The sequence below is a fragment of the Actinoplanes sp. NPDC049118 genome, from assembly GCF_040648555.1.
In the GTDB taxonomy this organism is placed as follows: Bacteria; Actinomycetota; Actinomycetes; order Mycobacteriales; family Micromonosporaceae; genus Actinoplanes.
In genome coordinates, this window is the sequence record NZ_JBEZDY010000006.1 from 76,275 (window position 1) to 91,168 (window position 14,894).

At 69.3% G+C, this 14,894-nt stretch carries 19 protein-coding genes and 1 pseudogene; 10 read left to right on the forward strand and 10 right to left on the reverse strand.

Translation table 11 applies throughout. The features are described 5' to 3' along the window. Positions 1 to 9 precede the first annotated feature (9 nt). The 3 genes from AB0B58_RS10980 (at position 10) to AB0B58_RS10990 (ending at position 2,658) form a co-directional block, all read left to right on the forward strand. Positions 10 to 486, forward strand: a complete 477-nt coding sequence (locus tag AB0B58_RS10980) for a VOC family protein (RefSeq protein ID WP_360221136.1) — start codon at positions 10 to 12, stop codon at positions 484 to 486. Between the two features lie 244 nt (positions 487 to 730). Next, the gene (locus tag AB0B58_RS10985) at positions 731 to 1,720 is read left to right on the forward strand and encodes a glycosyltransferase family 2 protein (protein ID WP_360221139.1); all 990 of its coding nucleotides are present in this window, start codon (positions 731 to 733) and stop codon (positions 1,718 to 1,720) included. Further along, positions 1,720 to 2,658: a glycosyltransferase family 2 protein gene (locus tag AB0B58_RS10990; protein ID WP_360221142.1), complete on the forward strand. Its 939-nt coding sequence runs from the start codon at positions 1,720 to 1,722 to the stop codon at positions 2,656 to 2,658. The genes AB0B58_RS10985 and AB0B58_RS10990 overlap by 1 nt, the downstream gene beginning before the upstream one ends. Positions 2,659 to 2,726: 68 nt before the next feature. Here the strand turns inward: AB0B58_RS10990 and glnII are convergent, their stop codons facing one another. The 4 genes from glnII to AB0B58_RS11010 form a co-directional block, all read right to left on the reverse strand. Further along, positions 2,727 to 3,755, reverse strand: coding sequence for a glutamine synthetase (glnII, locus tag AB0B58_RS10995; protein ID WP_360221145.1), 1,029 nt, complete (start codon positions 3,753 to 3,755; stop codon positions 2,727 to 2,729). A 226-nt stretch (positions 3,756 to 3,981) separates the two neighbouring features. Beyond that, positions 3,982 to 5,085, reverse strand: coding sequence for a phospho-N-acetylmuramoyl-pentapeptide-transferase (gene mraY, locus AB0B58_RS11000; protein WP_360221148.1), 1,104 nt, complete (start codon positions 5,083 to 5,085; stop codon positions 3,982 to 3,984). A 345-nt stretch (positions 5,086 to 5,430) separates the two neighbouring features. Continuing rightward, entirely contained in the window at positions 5,431 to 5,823 is a 393-nt protein-coding gene (locus AB0B58_RS11005; RefSeq protein ID WP_360221151.1) for a TIGR03668 family PPOX class F420-dependent oxidoreductase, read from the reverse strand. Between the two features lie 290 nt (positions 5,824 to 6,113). Continuing rightward, entirely contained in the window at positions 6,114 to 6,719 is a 606-nt protein-coding gene (locus AB0B58_RS11010; RefSeq protein ID WP_360221154.1) for a hypothetical protein, read from the reverse strand. A gap of 138 nt (positions 6,720 to 6,857) precedes the next feature. Here AB0B58_RS11010 and AB0B58_RS11015 point away from each other — a divergent pair, with 138 nt between their 5' ends. Further along, complete coding sequence (locus AB0B58_RS11015) at positions 6,858 to 7,106, forward strand: hypothetical protein (protein WP_360221157.1); 249 nt, start codon at positions 6,858 to 6,860, stop codon at positions 7,104 to 7,106. Between the two features lie 235 nt (positions 7,107 to 7,341). On the opposite strand, the gene AB0B58_RS11020 is transcribed toward AB0B58_RS11015, so the two are convergent. Further along, positions 7,342 to 7,953 (reverse strand): hypothetical protein, encoded by a 612-nt coding sequence (locus AB0B58_RS11020; RefSeq protein ID WP_360221161.1) that lies wholly within the window; start codon positions 7,951 to 7,953, stop codon positions 7,342 to 7,344. A 13-nt stretch (positions 7,954 to 7,966) separates the two neighbouring features. Continuing rightward, positions 7,967 to 8,809 carry a HEAT repeat domain-containing protein gene (locus AB0B58_RS11025; protein WP_360221164.1) on the reverse strand — a complete coding sequence of 281 codons (843 nt, stop codon included), beginning with the start codon at positions 8,807 to 8,809 and terminating at the stop codon, positions 7,967 to 7,969. 121 nt (positions 8,810 to 8,930) lie between these two features. Here AB0B58_RS11025 and AB0B58_RS11030 point away from each other — a divergent pair, with 121 nt between their 5' ends. After that, positions 8,931 to 9,509, forward strand: a complete 579-nt coding sequence (locus tag AB0B58_RS11030) for a hypothetical protein (protein WP_360221167.1) — start codon at positions 8,931 to 8,933, stop codon at positions 9,507 to 9,509. Positions 9,510 to 9,628: 119 nt separating this feature from the next. Here AB0B58_RS11030 and AB0B58_RS11035 read toward each other — a convergent pair whose 3' ends face one another. Continuing rightward, entirely contained in the window at positions 9,629 to 9,856 is a 228-nt protein-coding gene (locus AB0B58_RS11035) for a hypothetical protein (RefSeq protein WP_360221170.1), read from the reverse strand. Between the two features lie 123 nt (positions 9,857 to 9,979). Here AB0B58_RS11035 and AB0B58_RS11040 point away from each other — a divergent pair, with 123 nt between their 5' ends. The 4 genes from AB0B58_RS11040 (at position 9,980) to AB0B58_RS11055 (ending at position 12,063) form a co-directional block, all read left to right on the forward strand. After that, entirely contained in the window at positions 9,980 to 10,144 is a 165-nt protein-coding gene (locus AB0B58_RS11040) for a hypothetical protein (RefSeq protein ID WP_360221173.1), read from the forward strand. Further along, complete coding sequence (locus AB0B58_RS11045; RefSeq protein WP_360221176.1) at positions 10,144 to 10,491, forward strand: class I SAM-dependent methyltransferase; 348 nt, start codon at positions 10,144 to 10,146, stop codon at positions 10,489 to 10,491. The genes AB0B58_RS11040 and AB0B58_RS11045 overlap by 1 nt, the downstream gene beginning before the upstream one ends. A 172-nt stretch (positions 10,492 to 10,663) precedes the next feature. Further along, positions 10,664 to 11,251, forward strand: coding sequence for a hypothetical protein (locus AB0B58_RS11050; RefSeq protein ID WP_360221179.1), 588 nt, complete (start codon positions 10,664 to 10,666; stop codon positions 11,249 to 11,251). A gap of 359 nt (positions 11,252 to 11,610) precedes the next feature. Continuing rightward, positions 11,611 to 12,063, forward strand: a complete 453-nt coding sequence (locus tag AB0B58_RS11055) for a DoxX family protein (protein ID WP_360221182.1) — start codon at positions 11,611 to 11,613, stop codon at positions 12,061 to 12,063. A 59-nt stretch (positions 12,064 to 12,122) separates the two neighbouring features. Here the strand turns inward: AB0B58_RS11055 and AB0B58_RS11060 are convergent, their stop codons facing one another. Together AB0B58_RS11060 and AB0B58_RS11065 are read right to left on the reverse strand one after the other, a co-directional pair. Continuing rightward, entirely contained in the window at positions 12,123 to 12,425 is a 303-nt protein-coding gene (locus AB0B58_RS11060; RefSeq protein WP_360221185.1) for a hypothetical protein, read from the reverse strand. Between the two features lie 70 nt (positions 12,426 to 12,495). After that, positions 12,496 to 13,497, reverse strand: coding sequence for an NAD(P)H-dependent glycerol-3-phosphate dehydrogenase (locus AB0B58_RS11065; protein ID WP_360221188.1), 1,002 nt, complete (start codon positions 13,495 to 13,497; stop codon positions 12,496 to 12,498). Positions 13,498 to 13,684: 187 nt separating this feature from the next. Here AB0B58_RS11065 and AB0B58_RS11070 point away from each other — a divergent pair, with 187 nt between their 5' ends. Continuing rightward, a complete protein-coding gene (locus AB0B58_RS11070) occupies positions 13,685 to 14,107 on the forward strand; it encodes an acyl-CoA thioesterase (protein WP_360221191.1) in 423 nt (140 codons plus the stop codon). Between the two features lie 490 nt (positions 14,108 to 14,597). Here AB0B58_RS11070 and AB0B58_RS11075 read toward each other — a convergent pair. Beyond that, a pseudogene (locus AB0B58_RS11075) lies at positions 14,598 to 14,744 on the reverse strand (DUF664 domain-containing protein); the annotation flags it as partial. Positions 14,745 to 14,894 lie beyond the last annotated feature (150 nt).

The window sequence follows — 14,894 nt, forward strand, 5'->3', positions numbered from 1 at the left end:
GTCGAGCACATGAACAGCCAATACACCACCAACGGCGTACCGCACGGCTTCACGAGCCTCACCCCCTTCCTGGCGATCCCGAACGCGGCCCAGGCCGTCGACTTCTACCGGGACGTCTTCGGCGCCCGCGTTGTCGACGTGACCGAGATGGGTGGCGTCGTCGTCCACGCCGACCTCGACTTCGGTCAGGGACACCTGCAGATCGGCGAGCCCAGCCCCGCGTACCACCTCGTCGCGGCGGCGACCGGCGACGACGACTGCTACTCGGTGGGTCTGTACTGCGCCGACGCCGACGAGCTGGTCGCCCGGGCCGAGAAGGCCGGCGCGACCGTGCGCGAGCCCCTCGCCACGTTCGTGTCGGGCGACCGGTTCGCCTCGATCCGCGATCCGTTCGGCGTCCGCTGGACGATCATGACGAGGGTCGAGGACCTGTCACCCGAGGAAAGCGCCCGGCGGGTAGCCGAGTGGGCCGCTCAGCAGAGCTGACCACTCGGCCGGCGAAGGCCGCCAGGCGAGGTCCGGCGGCCCGGTCCCTCCAGCGCGGCTGTTGCATGCCGGAGGGACCAGGCCGCCGGACCGCCGCCCCTTCTGTGGCCGTTCAGGGTCGATGATCCGCTTTGAGCCGGTGAAAGTCGGTGCTGTTGCGGCCTGGAACGCAAATGACCAAGCGATTCTTCTCAGGTTCGCCGCCGGACTGCCGAGGTCAGGGGACCCGACGAAAGGCCCCGCAATGATCGAAGACGGCCGCAGCACCCTGCCCGGAAAGCCCTGGCGGGAACGCCGCCTGGCGCCGCAGAGTGCGGGCTCCCGCAACCGCCGCAGCACGCCGCGGGGCGCGCCCCGCCGGGCTCCGCTGGTCAGCGTGGTCATCCCGACCCTGAACGAGGCCCGGAACCTGCCGCACGTGTTCGGCGCGCTGCCGGAGACGCTGCACGAGGTCGTCCTGGTCGACGGCGGTTCGATCGATGACACCGTCGAGGTCGCCCGACGCCTTCGGCCCGACGTGGTTGTCGTGCGCCAGACGCGTACGGGAAAGGGGAACGCGCTCGCCAGCGGGTTCGACGCCTGCACCGGCGACGCGATCGTGATGATCGACGCGGACGGGTCGACCGACCCGGCCGAAATCACCAAGTTCGTCGCGGCGCTGACCAGCGGCGCCGAGTTCGCCAAGGGCTCGCGGTTCGCCCTGGGCGGCCACAGCAAGGACATCACCCCGTTGCGCCGGGTCGGCAACGAGGGGCTGAACCTGGTCGTCAACACGCTGTTCAAGACCAGGTTCACCGACCTCTGCTACGGCTACAACGCCTTCTGGCGGCGGGTGGTGCCGGTGATGGACCTGCCCTCGACCGAGCTGCCGGCCCGGCCCGACGGCAAGAAGCTGTGGGGCGACGGCTTCGAGATCGAGACCCTGATCAACATCCGGGTGGCCAGCAGCGGCATGCGGGTCAAGGAGGTCTCCAGCATCGAGCACCTGCGCATCCACGGAACCAGCAACCTCAACACGTTCCGCGACGGGATGCGGGTGCTGCGCACCATTCTCAGCGAGTTCCACCGCCGGACGGTGCAGCGGCGTGCCGCCGCGAACGCCGCCGCGCCGTCGAAGCGCCGCACGCTCAGCAAGACGGTGCCGGTGCTCGCCGTGCCCGGCGGCAAATGGTACGGGCAGGTGGACGCGCTGCTGACCGCGGAGCAGGCAGCGGAGCAGGCAGAAGCCGCCTGATGGCCGACACCGCCCAGGTCAGCGTCGTCATTCCGTGCCACACCGAGCGCAACTGGGACACCCTGGTCCGCGCCGTCGCGGCGGCGCTCGGCCAGCGCCCGCTCCCGCCGGCCGAGGTGGTCGTGGTGGTGGACCACAACCCGGCCCTCCTCGAACGCGCCCGCCGCCATCTGGCCGGCGTCACCGTGCTGGAGAACCGCTTCGAGCCGGGCGCCTCGGGCAACCGCAACACCGGCGCCCGGCACACCACCACCCCGCTGATCGCCTTCCTTGACGGCGACATCACGGCGGGCCCGGACTGGCTCGCCCAGCTCATCGACCCCTTCGCGGACCCGGAGGTGGTCGGCACCGGCGGCGCCATCGCGGCCGCGTGGAGCCGCTCACGCCCGAACTGGCTGCCCGACGAGCTGCTCTGGGCGTTCGGCGCGTCGTACACCGGCATGCCCACCACCACCGCTGCGGTGCGCAACGTCTGGTCGGCCAGCATGGCCGTACGCCGGGACGTGTTCACCGCCGTCGGCGGGTTCCGCGACGGCTTCGGCAAGATCGGCAACCGGAACCGGCCCGAGGACACCGAACTGTGCCTGCGGATGAGCGAGGGCGGTGGCCGCTGGATGTACGTGCCGGATGCCGTGGTCGAGCACGACGTGCCGCCGGAGCGGTCCACGTTCCGCTTCCTGATGCGGCGCTGCTACGCCGAGGGCCGCGGCAAGGTGCAGATGGCCCGGCTGCTCCGCGGGTCGCGCACCCTCGGCGCCGAGCGGTCGTATCTGACCCGTACCCTGCCGCGCGCGGTGCTGCGCGAGGTGTCCGGCACGGTGCGCGCCGGAGGGCCGGGCCGGGCACAGCACGCCTCCCGGGCCGGGACGGTGATGGCGGCGGTGGCCGCCGCCGCTGTCGGTGGCGCGGTGGAGACCCTCGGCGCGACCCGGCGGTAACGCCGTGTGGGCCGCCCACGCCCTCGACAAGGCTCTGCCCGGGCGCCGAAGCGCCCGGGCAGGGAAGATCAGACCTGGCCGGCCTTCTCCAGCGCGGTGCAGCAGGTGTCGACGAGCAGGCGGGTCACGACGTACGGATCGACGTTGGCGTTGGGGCGGCGGTCCTCGATGTAGCCCTTGCGGTCCTTCTCGACCTGCCACGGGATGCGAACCGATGCGCCGCGGTCCGAGACGCCGTAGCTGTACTCGTTCCACGGGGCGGTCTCGTGCAGGCCCGTCAGGCGGTCGTCGATGCCAGCGCCGTAGTTCTTGACGTGGTCCAGCGGCTTGGAGCCCTCACCGAGCGCCTCGCAGGCGGTGATGATCGCCTCGTAGCCCTCGCGCATCGCCTTGGTGGAGAAGTTGGTGTGCGCGCCGGCACCGTTCCAGTCACCCTTGACCGGCTTGGGGTTGAGGGTGGCGGAGATCTTGAAGTCCTCAGCGGTGCGGTAGAGCAGCCAGCGGGCCACCCAGAGCTGGTCGGCGACCTCCAGCGGGGCGAGCGGGCCGACCTGGAACTCCCACTGGCCGGGCATGACCTCGGCGTTGATGCCGGAGATGCCCAGGCCCGCCTTGAGGCAGTTGTCCAGGTGAGCCTCGACGATGTCGCGACCGAAGATCTCGTCGGCGCCGACGCCGCAGTAGTAGCCGCCCTGCGGGGCCGGGAAACCGCCCGCGGGGAAGCCGAGCGGGCGTACGCCGTCGAAGAAGGTGTACTCCTGCTCGATGCCGAAGATCGGCTCCTGCTCGGCGAACCTCTCCGCAAGCTCGGCCAGGGCGGCGCGGGTGTTGGACTCGTGCGGCGTCATGTCGATGTTGAGGACCTCGCACAGCACGAGGATGTCGTCACCGCCGCGGATCGGGTCGGGGCAGTTGAAGACCGGCTTGAGCACGCGGTCGGAGGAGTGCCCGACGGCCTGGTTCGTCGAGGACCCGTCGAAGCCCCAGATCGGCAGCTCGGCACCCTTGGCGCTGTCCTCCAGGATCTTCGTCTTGGAACGGAGCTTGGGCGTCGGCTCGGTGCCGTCGATCCAGATGTACTCAGCCTTGAAGCTCACGATCCACATCCTTCGGTGTTTCCAGACTGCGGCACTGGGACGCCGCGGTGACAACAGGGAGCCTGTCTACGGGCGGTTTCCCGGCCGTTGCCCGTGTGTGAACCCGGTGTTACTCGGGTGTGTCAGGTGTCACCGGCGGGAAGCGCCGGCACGACACGACACGGGCGGCGGCGCGTCCCGCCGAGCCCTGGCCGTGGACCTCCGACCGACGATTGGGACTCATCTCTTATCCAGCGGCCGCCAAGAAGTCCGAGTAGAACAGGCCCAGGCCTACCGCCACGCAGACGCCGGCGACGATCCAGAACCGGACCACGATGTTGACCTCGCTCCAACCGGCCAGCTCGAAGTGGTGGTGCAGCGGCACCATCCGGAAGACACGTCTCCCGGTGGTCCGGAACGAGACGATCTGGATCACCCAGGTCGTCGTGACGATGACGAAGAGCCCGCCGATCATGATCGAGAGCAGCGTGGTGCGGGTCGCCACCGCGAGCCCGCCGATCAGGGCGCCGAGCGCGAGCGCGCCCACGTCGCCCATGAAGATCCGCGCCGGGGAGGTGTTCCACCACAGGAAGCCCACGCAGGCGGCGGCCGCGGCGGCCGCGATCATGGCGATCTCCAGCGGATCCCGGACCTGGTAGCAGTAGTCGTTCACGCGGGCGTACGTTTCGTCGGCGCACCAGTGCCGGTACTGCCAGAACCCGATCAGCCCGTACGCGCCGAGCACCAGGATCGATGCGCCGGTGGCCAGGCCGTCGAGGCCGTCGGTGAGGTTCACGCCGTTCGACATCGCCGTGATGACGAGGACGAACACGATCACCGAGCCGACCTTGCCGACGTTCAGCCAGCTGATGTCGCGGATGAACGATATGTGCTCGCTGGCCACGGTCTGGCCGTTGGTGCTCGCCACATAGAGCGCGGCGATACCGAACCCGCTGCCGACAATCGCCTGGCCGAGCAGCTTGCCCCTGGCGGACAGGCCGTCGGAGTTACGCTTTCGGACCTTGAGGAAGTCGTCGAGGAACCCGACGGCGCCGCAGAACACGAAGAGGCCGAGCAGGACGAGGGCGGTCATGGTCGGCCGCTCCTGCGCGACCTGCCGATCGGGCAGCGTGGTCAGCGCCACGTGCCCGGCGACGTACCCGAAAAGGGTCGCCACGATGAACGCGACGCCGCCCATCGCGGGGGTGCCCGTCTTGCCCTGGTTCGAGGCAAGCCCGAGGGAGCGGATCGGCTGTCCGGCCTTGAGCGCGGTGAAGACACGGATCGCCACCGGCGTGCCGAAGAGGGAGATGATGAACGCGACCGCCGCCGCGACGATGACCGCCCTCACGGGCGAGCGTCCAAAGGATCCGGTTCTCTCACAGCGCGATCCCCACTGCGCAATGCGTTCCGGCAGCTCGGCATGATGCGAACCGCCGGCCGCCTCCTGCGCCGCCCGCTCGATCTTCGCCGCGCAAGGCGTCCTTGACGAGATCATCGATCATGGGACACGAGCTTGCCATCCGACAGCAAGCGGGCAGCCTGTGGACCCAGGCTGGGTCCCGAAGACATGACCACAGAACCGGCGAACGCGGCCTGGGCCCGAAACTCGCGCCTTACGGGACCATCCCTCGTGCTCAGAACCACTTCCAAGGGCAAGCGGCGGGCGTGCTCAATCGCAGATCGCGCCTCGCCCTCAGCGCGCAGACCAGAGCGACCAGCGGTGCACCTCGATGCGCAGGAACGGCCCGGCCGGCGGTACGGCCGTGTACTGCGGGTACCGGGCCGTGAGGGCCGCGAGCCCCTCAGCCGAGTCGGGCAGTACGGCGGCGGTGCCGTCGGCACGGACCCACCACAGTCGGGTCCAGTCGTCGTCGTAGTGGTCGGCGAGCACGCTGACCCGCGGCTCGTGCGCGACGTTGGCGAGCCGACGCAGCCGGCGATGCCGTTTCGGCTTGTCGTCGACCGCGCTGTAGATGACGTCGCCGACCAGGGCGAAGACGATCGGCACCAGGTGCGGCGCGCCGGTGTCGTCGACCGTGGCCAGGCGGGCGACCCGCGCGCCGGCGAACAGCTCGGCGGGCGTCACCGACCGGTGAACTTCGTGATCGCCGGCACCGTGTTCCCGCCGGCCCAGGCCGGCACCACCATCGCCCGCGGTAATCGGATCGGTGAACCAGAGCCTCGACGGGTGACACGTGGCGGCTGCTGACCTTCCTGGTCATGAAGCCGCCGTACGCGAACGGGATCTGCCACCGTCACAGCCTGAAGCCCGTACCGCCGCCCACCCGACAAGCCAGACGGCGTGTCGACCAACACCGTGAACATTCGTGGTCAGTCAGCCGCCCCCTTAGACGGAGACCGTCGACGTAGCTGCCGTCAATCTCGGCGCCCCGCCAGGCCGTAGGAGTGTGGGCCCTGCAGCCATCGACTGAGATATTCGGAGCGAATCGTGCCGGTGAGCAGACCCGTGAGGGCTGCGGCGAATCCACCGGCGAAGCGTTCGAAGTAGGGCCCACGTTCACGAAGGACCACTGGATGGTCTGCGGGAGCGGCGCCGGGCTTTATGTGCCAGAAGAGAAAGTCGCCGTTAGGGGTTCCGCCCCAGGAAATCAGGTCGTCGCCAGGCTGGAACCAGTCGGGAACGTCGTCACCTTCCCAGCGGGAGGAGTCACCCAGCAGCCAAGGCTGTTGCGCATGGCTGAAGGGGCCGTCATCGACACCGCCGAACCAGATCCGGCATGTTTCCTGTGCCATCTCATTGTTGTCCAGTAGGTCAGTCCAACCGATTGAGGCGTCTGGTGCGCAGACAAGCACGTGGTCGTCGATCGCGCCGGGCCCGTACGCGTCGATGAAGCGTTTGAAGTCGCCGGGCAGTTCAGCGCCGAGTGCCGTTTCGATGGCCGGCCAGTCGGATGAACGCCAATGCGCCTCATCCATGGGTGGTAACCGCAGCAAGTCGACCAACTCGGCAAGATCATCCACGTGCCGATCGTGCCTTCGTCCTCCCGCTTTGGCAAGAAGCGGCACTAGGCCACCGTCGAGAAGCGCCGACGTTGACCGCCGCATCAGAGGCAATCTGGACGTTGGCATGTTGCATGATCGCGTGCAGAGGAGGCTTACGTGGATAGGGTTGTCGAGGCGTTATTGTCGGCCGTGGCGGTCCTGGAGGACTTTGTCCAGCTGTACCCACACGAACACCAGGCGATCAACGCGCTGGAGGAGATCGCCGACAAGCTCGGCGAGATGGCTCCCGAGGAGCGACTCCTGTTCGATGCGGCGATTGCACGCATCGCGGATGCGCACGATCGTGATGCGCCTGGCAGTGGCGCCTGGATCCGCGATGTCCCGGTCAAGCTGAGGCTTGTATGAAGGCCGCTCGGACGGGTGGTTCGCGTCCGGTCTATCGCGATTCGCAGGCTGGCCGCAGTCGCCCGGCAACGGCCTCGATCCGCCGGCGCCCCACCGCGCCGCGGCACCAGGCCATCACGACCTCGCGGCGCTCCGGCTCATACGTCACGCGCCAACCATGTGCCGCGACCTGGCTTGCCCGCGGGTTCGCCGGAGCCGCGCTCCGATGCCGCGTCCGGGTGGCCGATGCCGAGCCTCAGCACAGCTCCCGTCTGATCTCCTCAGCCCAACTTCGCCCCTCAACAATCCGGGGTATCGCAACGGTCCTCTCCTGCCCGTTGACCAGGATGGTCATCTCGTCGTGACTGATCATCGGGGTGCCGCAAGCGACTCGTCCGGCGATCGCCAGCTGTGCCGGCTCCTCCCAGCCGAGCATCGTCGGCGTCCGAGCCGCCTTTTCGAGCGCTTCGCCGGCTGGCGCCTGTGAGTCGTAGTGACCCGGCAGTACCGCCACGACCAGCCGGTCGAAGCCGGGGTGTTCCGGCGTTTCTGCAGCCTGCACCTGCACCGGGGCGTGGTTGAAGTTGGTCAGCTCGACCTGTAGCACGAAGTCTTTGGTGACAGGACTCGATTGGTAGGCGTATCCGGTTCCGGTCTCTACCAGTCCGGCCCTGATCGGTGTAGGGGTAGGGCCTCTGGCCTGGCGCACCGCGTTGACGGCAGTCACCACCAGCAGAGCCACCACGAACGCGCCGATCACGAACCGGCCGCGGCGCCCGGTGAAGAATCCACCGGAGGACTCACCGGCCGGGCCGTTCTCAAGAATGTCCGTAATGTTGGCAATGTAGCAGCGCTTACCGCCTCGCACTGCTCATACCGCGCTACGGGGAGCGAATGGGAGCCTTGGTCTGCGCTTCGGCACTCTCTCGTTCGGCGATGGCAGCCTTGATGCGACGGAGCGTGCGCAGGGCCTTCTTCGCTGCGGTGCGAACCTCCCCGTCGAACACGGTCACGCCCCGGTCGCCGGCCATCAGTCGCTCCAGCGTCGGTGCCACCCGATCATCGCCTGTCGAACCGAGCGCGACGGCGGCCCAGTACCGCTGGTCCGGATCCGTGCTGTCGGCCGCGGCCAGCAGCCGGGGTACCACCTCCGGCGTGAACAAGGCCAGCGCGCTGGCGAGATAGCCGATCCGGGGGAACCGCCGATGCTCGAACTCGTGCCAGAGTGCCTCCAGCGCCGCGTCGCCGCCGATGCGGGCCAGGGCGTCGGCGGTTCGCTGGCGTAGCCAGTCGGCCCGGTCGCCGAGCAGCGGTTGCAGCGCGGGTACGACCGAGGCGTCGCCGAGCCGGCCGAGCGCGGTCACCGTTTCGCTCCGGACGATCCACTGCGGGTGGTCGAGGAGCGTGATGAGCTGTGGCACGGCGGCCCGGACATCCATTGCCGCGCAACCCATCGCGGCCCATGCCTGACAGTTGTACCGGGTGTCGCCGAGCGCTGCGAGCAACGGCTCCTGCAGGCCGGGGTCCGCGAAGACGGCCGCCTGGTTCATCGCCCGCGAATACAACGACCTGTGGAAGTCCCGGTAGTCGCGGACCAGCACGTGCAGCGCCGCGATGGCCGACTCGTCATCGTCGGTCCTGGCCCGGTCGAGCAGGTGGTGCACGTGTGCTTCGCGGGTCTCGAGGTCTCCCGACCGAAGGCCCTGCAGGTCAGCGGGATTCACCGCCTGAACATACGCGCCACCGTCCCCGCGGCTGGACTCGGCCGTCGGCACCGGCTCAGAGAACACACACCGCGACGACCGGGCGATCGCAGAGCTTGCGAGCCGCCTTCATGATCAGTGCGTGAAACGACGGCCCGCTCCTCTTGTCGCGCTGCTACTTCTCGCCGGGTGCGCCGCTCCCGGCGAGCCTGCGCCGAAACCGGCCGGGTGCACGTCGGGACAGGCCACGTTCGGTACGCCGTCGACCGGCGCACTGTTGACCGGCGTGACGCCGGTGCTGGAGGCCACCACCAAGGGTATGACCCTCGACGGGGCATATGCGCAGATCAACACCAGGACGGCCGGGGTACGGGCGGGCGCCGAGGTGCCGGCGGAAGAGGTCTACCGTCAGCTGGCGACCAGGTACGCGGAGAAACGGCCGTTGGTCGACTACGGCACCGTGCACCACCCCGCCACCGGCGAATCCGCGACCTTCCACGGGACCGGACGTTTCGTGAGCTACGAATGGATCCGGACTGTCGGCGTGCAGTTCAGCTACACCTGCGACGGCGTCACCAGCGAGGGCTCGGTGACCTCGTGGGAGTCGGGCGGCATGGGTGGTTCCATCGACTGCGACAAGCCGGACGTCGGTGTGAAGCTCACCGTTGACGAGGCTGCGATGATCCGCCAGGTCCGCGAACTGCGCTGCGACGAAAGCTGACCGATCTCGTCGACCCACTTCCGCACGGTCCCGGCCGAAGCGATCGGCAGCGGGCCGGCGCCGCGCGATCCCCTCGTCCGATTCCATTCCCCGGACGAGGGTCAGACCGATGCTCAGGTCTACCGGCGGTGGTTGCGGGGATGGTTTTTGGCCGTTCGCTCGTTGCCGCGTCGGTAGTTGCCGGTGATGCGTGCCATCAGCTCCTGCGGATCGCCGCTGCCCACGTCGATCAGGAACCGGGCGGCGGCTGCGCCGCGAAGCACAGCGGCAGGGCGGCCGTGGTGGAGCAGTTCCACGTCCCCGTTCTTGCGACGACGATAGGTGAATCCCTCAGGTGTACCGGACATCGCCGCATCCTCCCCACGGGCGGAGCCGCCCGCCACCGAGTTACACGGCCCACGGCAGTCGCGGCCCGGAGTCGGCGGCGTCCTCACCCGCCACGGTCCGCTCGGCGGTGCGCTGGGGCGATCGTGTGCTGCGGAAGCGGCCGCGCGCTCATCCAAGCCGCCGCCCAGCTCCGACAGGGCGCTGACGGCGAACGCGCCACGCTGATCGGCATCGACCTGGTCGACGCGTTCGTGGCCGCCCCGGCCGTTCCCGGGCCGACCCTTGTCGCGGCACCGGTCGAGACCTGATGCCGCCGCGGGCGTTCGACCTCATCACCTGTGTGCACGGGCTGCACTACGTCGGAGACAAGCTCGCCGTGCTCACCCGCATCGTGCGGTGGCTGACACCCACCGGCAGGTTCGTAGCCGATCTCGATCTGTCCAGCATCCGGCTCGCCGACGGCCGCCCTGCCGGCCGCCGCCTGACCGCCCTGCTACGCACCGCCGGCATCGTCTACGACGCCCGCCGCCGCCGGATCAGCTGCACCGGCCCCCGCGACCTCAGCCTGCCCTGCGCCTATCTCGGCGCCGGCGACCACGCCGGAGCCAACTACACCGGCCAACCTGCCGTCCATTCCTACTACCGATCGGCATGACCGGTCGCCACGACCCGGCACCGCCGTCGACGAGCCGGACATCGACTCATGATCCACTACCTCGCCGGCTGACGGGTACGCCGGAAGCGTGACGGTCCGGAGCGGCGCCGCCGGCCCGGAAGCCGGCCGTGAGACCGTTCGGGGAAGCCGATCTTACGAGCGGGGAGATCCGATGGTCACGGTCCCGGCGGGCAGCACGCTCCTGCTGCGGTGCCCGGGTGAGCAGCCGCTCGCGCTGATCGTGCTGGCCGAGGTCGGCGCGGCGTTCGTGGCCGAGCTGCCACCGATCCCGGTGCTCAGCCCGGACGGCCCGGGCACCCGGCGCTTCGGCATCCTCGAGCTGGTGAGCAGCGCCGGGGTCACCTGGGTCGAGGCGGAGCTGCGCGACGGCACCCTCACGCTCATCGGTGACACACCCACCGACGTGGTCCAGCGACGCGGTGCGGCCCGGCGCCCCGGCGCGTACGCCGCGACGGGCACCGCCCAGCTCGACTCCGAGCCGGGTCGCCGGCTGGTGGCGGTGTCCGGCCAGGTCGAGGACGTGTCCACCAGCGGCCTGCTGCTGCGTGCCGCGCCCACAGGCGGTGTCCACCTGCCGCCCGGCATCGTGCGAACTCTGCTGCACATCAGCATGCCGTGGGGCGACATGGCGGCGACGGTCACGACGGTCGACCAGCGGGCCGACCAGTTGCGCGGCACGTACGAATGGATGGGCCCGGACGACGAGGTGGCCCTGCGCGCCTTCTGCTCGGCGCGCTGAGACGGCTTGACCGGTGCGGTCCGCGGGCCGGGTGTGATCGCCACGGCGGACCGGATCTGGGAAGCAAGCAAGGCTCGAATGTTACGGATGCCTTCCGTTATATTCAAGTCCATCCATGTCTGATTCTCCCCTGGTAAAAGATCTGCATAGAGGGGCAAAAGAAGGACTGCGGCCGAGGTGGGCCGATTATGTGCGCCAGGGAAGGGCCGGTAGTTTCGGAGATCTTCCGGAAGACATTGGCCGCGGCGAATGGCTCGGTGGTCATCAGGAAGCAGGGCTACAACGCTATCGAGCCGACCGAGGCCGGTGGCGGCGCCTGGTCGAGATCCAGCCTTGCCCGAGTAGAGGAGTGCCCATCCATGACGTCCACCCGCTTCGCCGCCCCGGTCTGGTCCGCCTTCCGCTTCATCATCGGCCTGCTCTTCGCCTGCCACGGTCTGGCCGGCGTCTTCGGCGTCCTCGGCGGCAGCCGCGGCACCGGCGAACCCATCCCCGTCGGCACCTGGCCCAACTGGTACGCCGGTGTCATCCAGCTCGTCTGCGGGCTCCTGGTACTCGCCGGCCTGTTCACCCGTCCGGCGGCCGTGCTCGCGTCGGGCTCGATGGCGTACGCGTACTTCGTCGTCCACCAGAAGTCGGGCCTCATGCCGATCGAGAACGGCGGGGTGACGGCGGCCCTCTACGCGTGGTCGTTCCTGGTCATCGCGGTCCTCGGCGCGGGCCCCTGGTCGGTGGATGCCCTGCTCGCCAGGCGCAAGGGCCGCGCCTCGTCGACACCGGCGGCCACAACGAGGGCCCCGGCAAACGCCTGAGCGGTCGTCCCGGCACGTGGGGCGCACCGTCGATGCGTCCCACGTGCGGTTTGAAGTGCCTAGGGCAGGCAGGAGACGGTGACCTGGGCGCGGAAGACGTGCCCGAAATAGGGGTCGTCGAACGTCTCGAAGATCTGTGGCTCCCCGGCGAGGGTGCATGTGCCGTAGAAGCCCTCGGACTGTGCCGAGTTCTGCGCGTCGTCAAGCGCGCCCTGGATGGCGTTCTGCGCGGTCAGGCCGCGTCCGGCGCCACAGAACAACGGGCCGGCCGTCGCCGGTGAGGCGACCAGCATGACCAGCGCCGTAGCGCCGGCCGCCGCGGCGAGCCCCGCGCCGGCGCGGTGTCCCCAGCGAAGGTTCATCGATGTGCTCCTCTCTGGATTGTGCACTGCCAGCTGGGAATACACCGCGGCGGCCCGAACCGTTCAGCCGTCACCCGGGTTCGGACTCGTGTCCGGCCGGGTGGGTACGCAGCAGGCCGTCATAGGCCCGCTCGGCGGTGATGTCGCCGGTGATGACACGGTGGATCGTGCGGGTGATGGGCATGGCCAATCCGTGCTGATCGGCCAGCCGAACCGCGGCGTGCACCGTCTTGACCCCCTCGGCGACCTGCCCCATCTGGGCGAGGATCTCGTCCAGGCTCCGCCCGCGGCCGAGTTGCTCGCCGACGTACCGGTTGCGGCTGTGCGGGCTGATGCACGTCGCCACGAGGTCGCCCATCCCGGCCAACCCGGCGAGCGTGTTCGGCTCGCCGCCCATCGCGACCGCCAGCGTGGTCAGCTCGGCGAGTCCGCGGGAGATCACCCCGGCCCGGGTGTTGTCACCGACGCCCAGGCCCTGTGCGATGCCCGTGGCGATCGCCACGACGTTCTTCAGCGCTCCACCGACCTCGCAGCCGATCACGTCGTGGTTGGTGTACACGCGAAGCAGACCCCGCCGGAACACCCGTTGAATCTCCGTCGCGACGGTCAGATCCTCCGTTGCGATCACCGTGGCCGCCGCCATGCCCGCCATGATCTCCTTGGCCAGGTTGGGGCCGGTGAGCGCGGCGGCCGGATGTCCCGGTAGCACGTCCTTGATCACCTCGGTCATCCGCAGCAATGAGTCACGCTCCAGACCCTTGCTGAGGCTCACCACGGGAATCCACGGGTGCAGGTCCGGCCGGACACGCTCCAGGGTGGCGCGGAACGCTCCCGTCGGCACGCCGGCGACGAGCAACTCCGCGTGGGCCGCCGCCTCGGCGAGGTCCGAGGTGGCGCGAAGCCGATCCGGGAGCCGGAAGCCTTCGAGATAGCGGTCGTTGCTGTGCTTGTCGTTGATCTCGTCCGCCGTGGCCGGATTACGCGCCCAGATCAGCGATTCGTGATCCCGGCGGGAAAGAACGGACGCGACCGTGGTACCCCACGAACCCGCGCCCAGTACGGTGATCCGCATGATTTCCTTTCCTTAGGCGCGCACTCGCCTGACCCGCTCGGCTCGACACACCTCGATGGACGCGCCACCCCCGGCGCGGGTAAAGAATACGGCGGCAAGGACCCTCAACAGGTGTCGTCCATGCGCCACCATCGGTGGATGGGCGGGTCGCTGACGCCTGGCCCGTCGCGTGCGACAGAATCGGCGCATGGCTGAAGTCTTCCAGGTCCGCATCGGAGTCCGCGGATACGAGCTGGACATCCAGGGCCACGTGAACCAGGCCGTCTACGTCCAGTACGGCGAGCACGCCCGCTGGAGGAGCTTCCACGCCGCCGGGATCAACACCGCGGTGCTGCTGGCCGCCGGGTTCGGCCCGGTGGTGCTGGAGACCACCGTCCGCTACCTGAAGGAGCTGCGCGACGGCGACGAGGTCGACGTGACCTGCCAGTTCCACTGGGGCGACGGCAAGACCTTCCAGGTGGAGCAGGACTACAGCCGCGCCGACGGGGTGCCGGTGGCCAGGCTGACCAGCGTCTGCGGGCTGCTCGACCGGGAGACCCGGCGCCTGCTCGCCGACCCGGCCGCACGGCTGCGTGAGATCGCCGCCGACCCGGCGGTGCTCGGGCTGTGACCGGAGGACCAACTTCGGCTGTCGAACGGCGCTTTCCTCGGTGGGGCCGTTCGACGCGGACTGTGCAGCACCGGTAGCCGCGAACCTGCAGGACTTCCTGAGGTCTTTGCGCCGCGAGGTCGCCGAGTTCGTGGTTCTTTGCGTCCTGTCAGGGCGTCCCGGCGATGGTCGCCTGGGGCGTCCGTCGCGCCGCCGGTGTTAGGTTCGCCGGCATGACTGTGCGGATCACGGCCGGGCAGTTCCACGCGGCCGAGGGCGTGGAGGACTGGCGCTCCCTCTACCACGTGGTCTCGGCCCACTTCCGGACCGGCTCGCTGGCCGAGGGCGCCGCGCTCGTCGATGAGATCGGCCGGCTCGCCGGGGAGGCGGAGCAGCGTTACCTCAACATCGACCTGCGCCACGCCGGCGTCACGGTGACCCTGGGTCAGCGCGACATCGCGCTGGCCCGGCGGATCTCGGCCGCCGCCCGGAAGCTCGGCCTTCCCGCCTGTTTGACCAGGCCGAGGAGGTTGGTCCCGGTCGTTGTCAGGGGGCGCAGGATGTCGTATTCGGAGAGACCTTCGAGCTTCCAGAGCAGCGCCTGACGTGTGAACCGCAGTTCGTCGTTCAGGTAGTCCTTCGCGAAATCATCGATCACGGAGCGAGCCTGCCACGGCACGGCAAGGAGAGGCCCTATGGTGGTGGCATGGGTTGCTGCGCTGCCATGCAGATTCGCACCGCCGCTTAGCGGCGGTATCGCGGTTGTCGTGACCGCGGCCTCATTGCCTGCCCCACCGGGGCGGGTGCC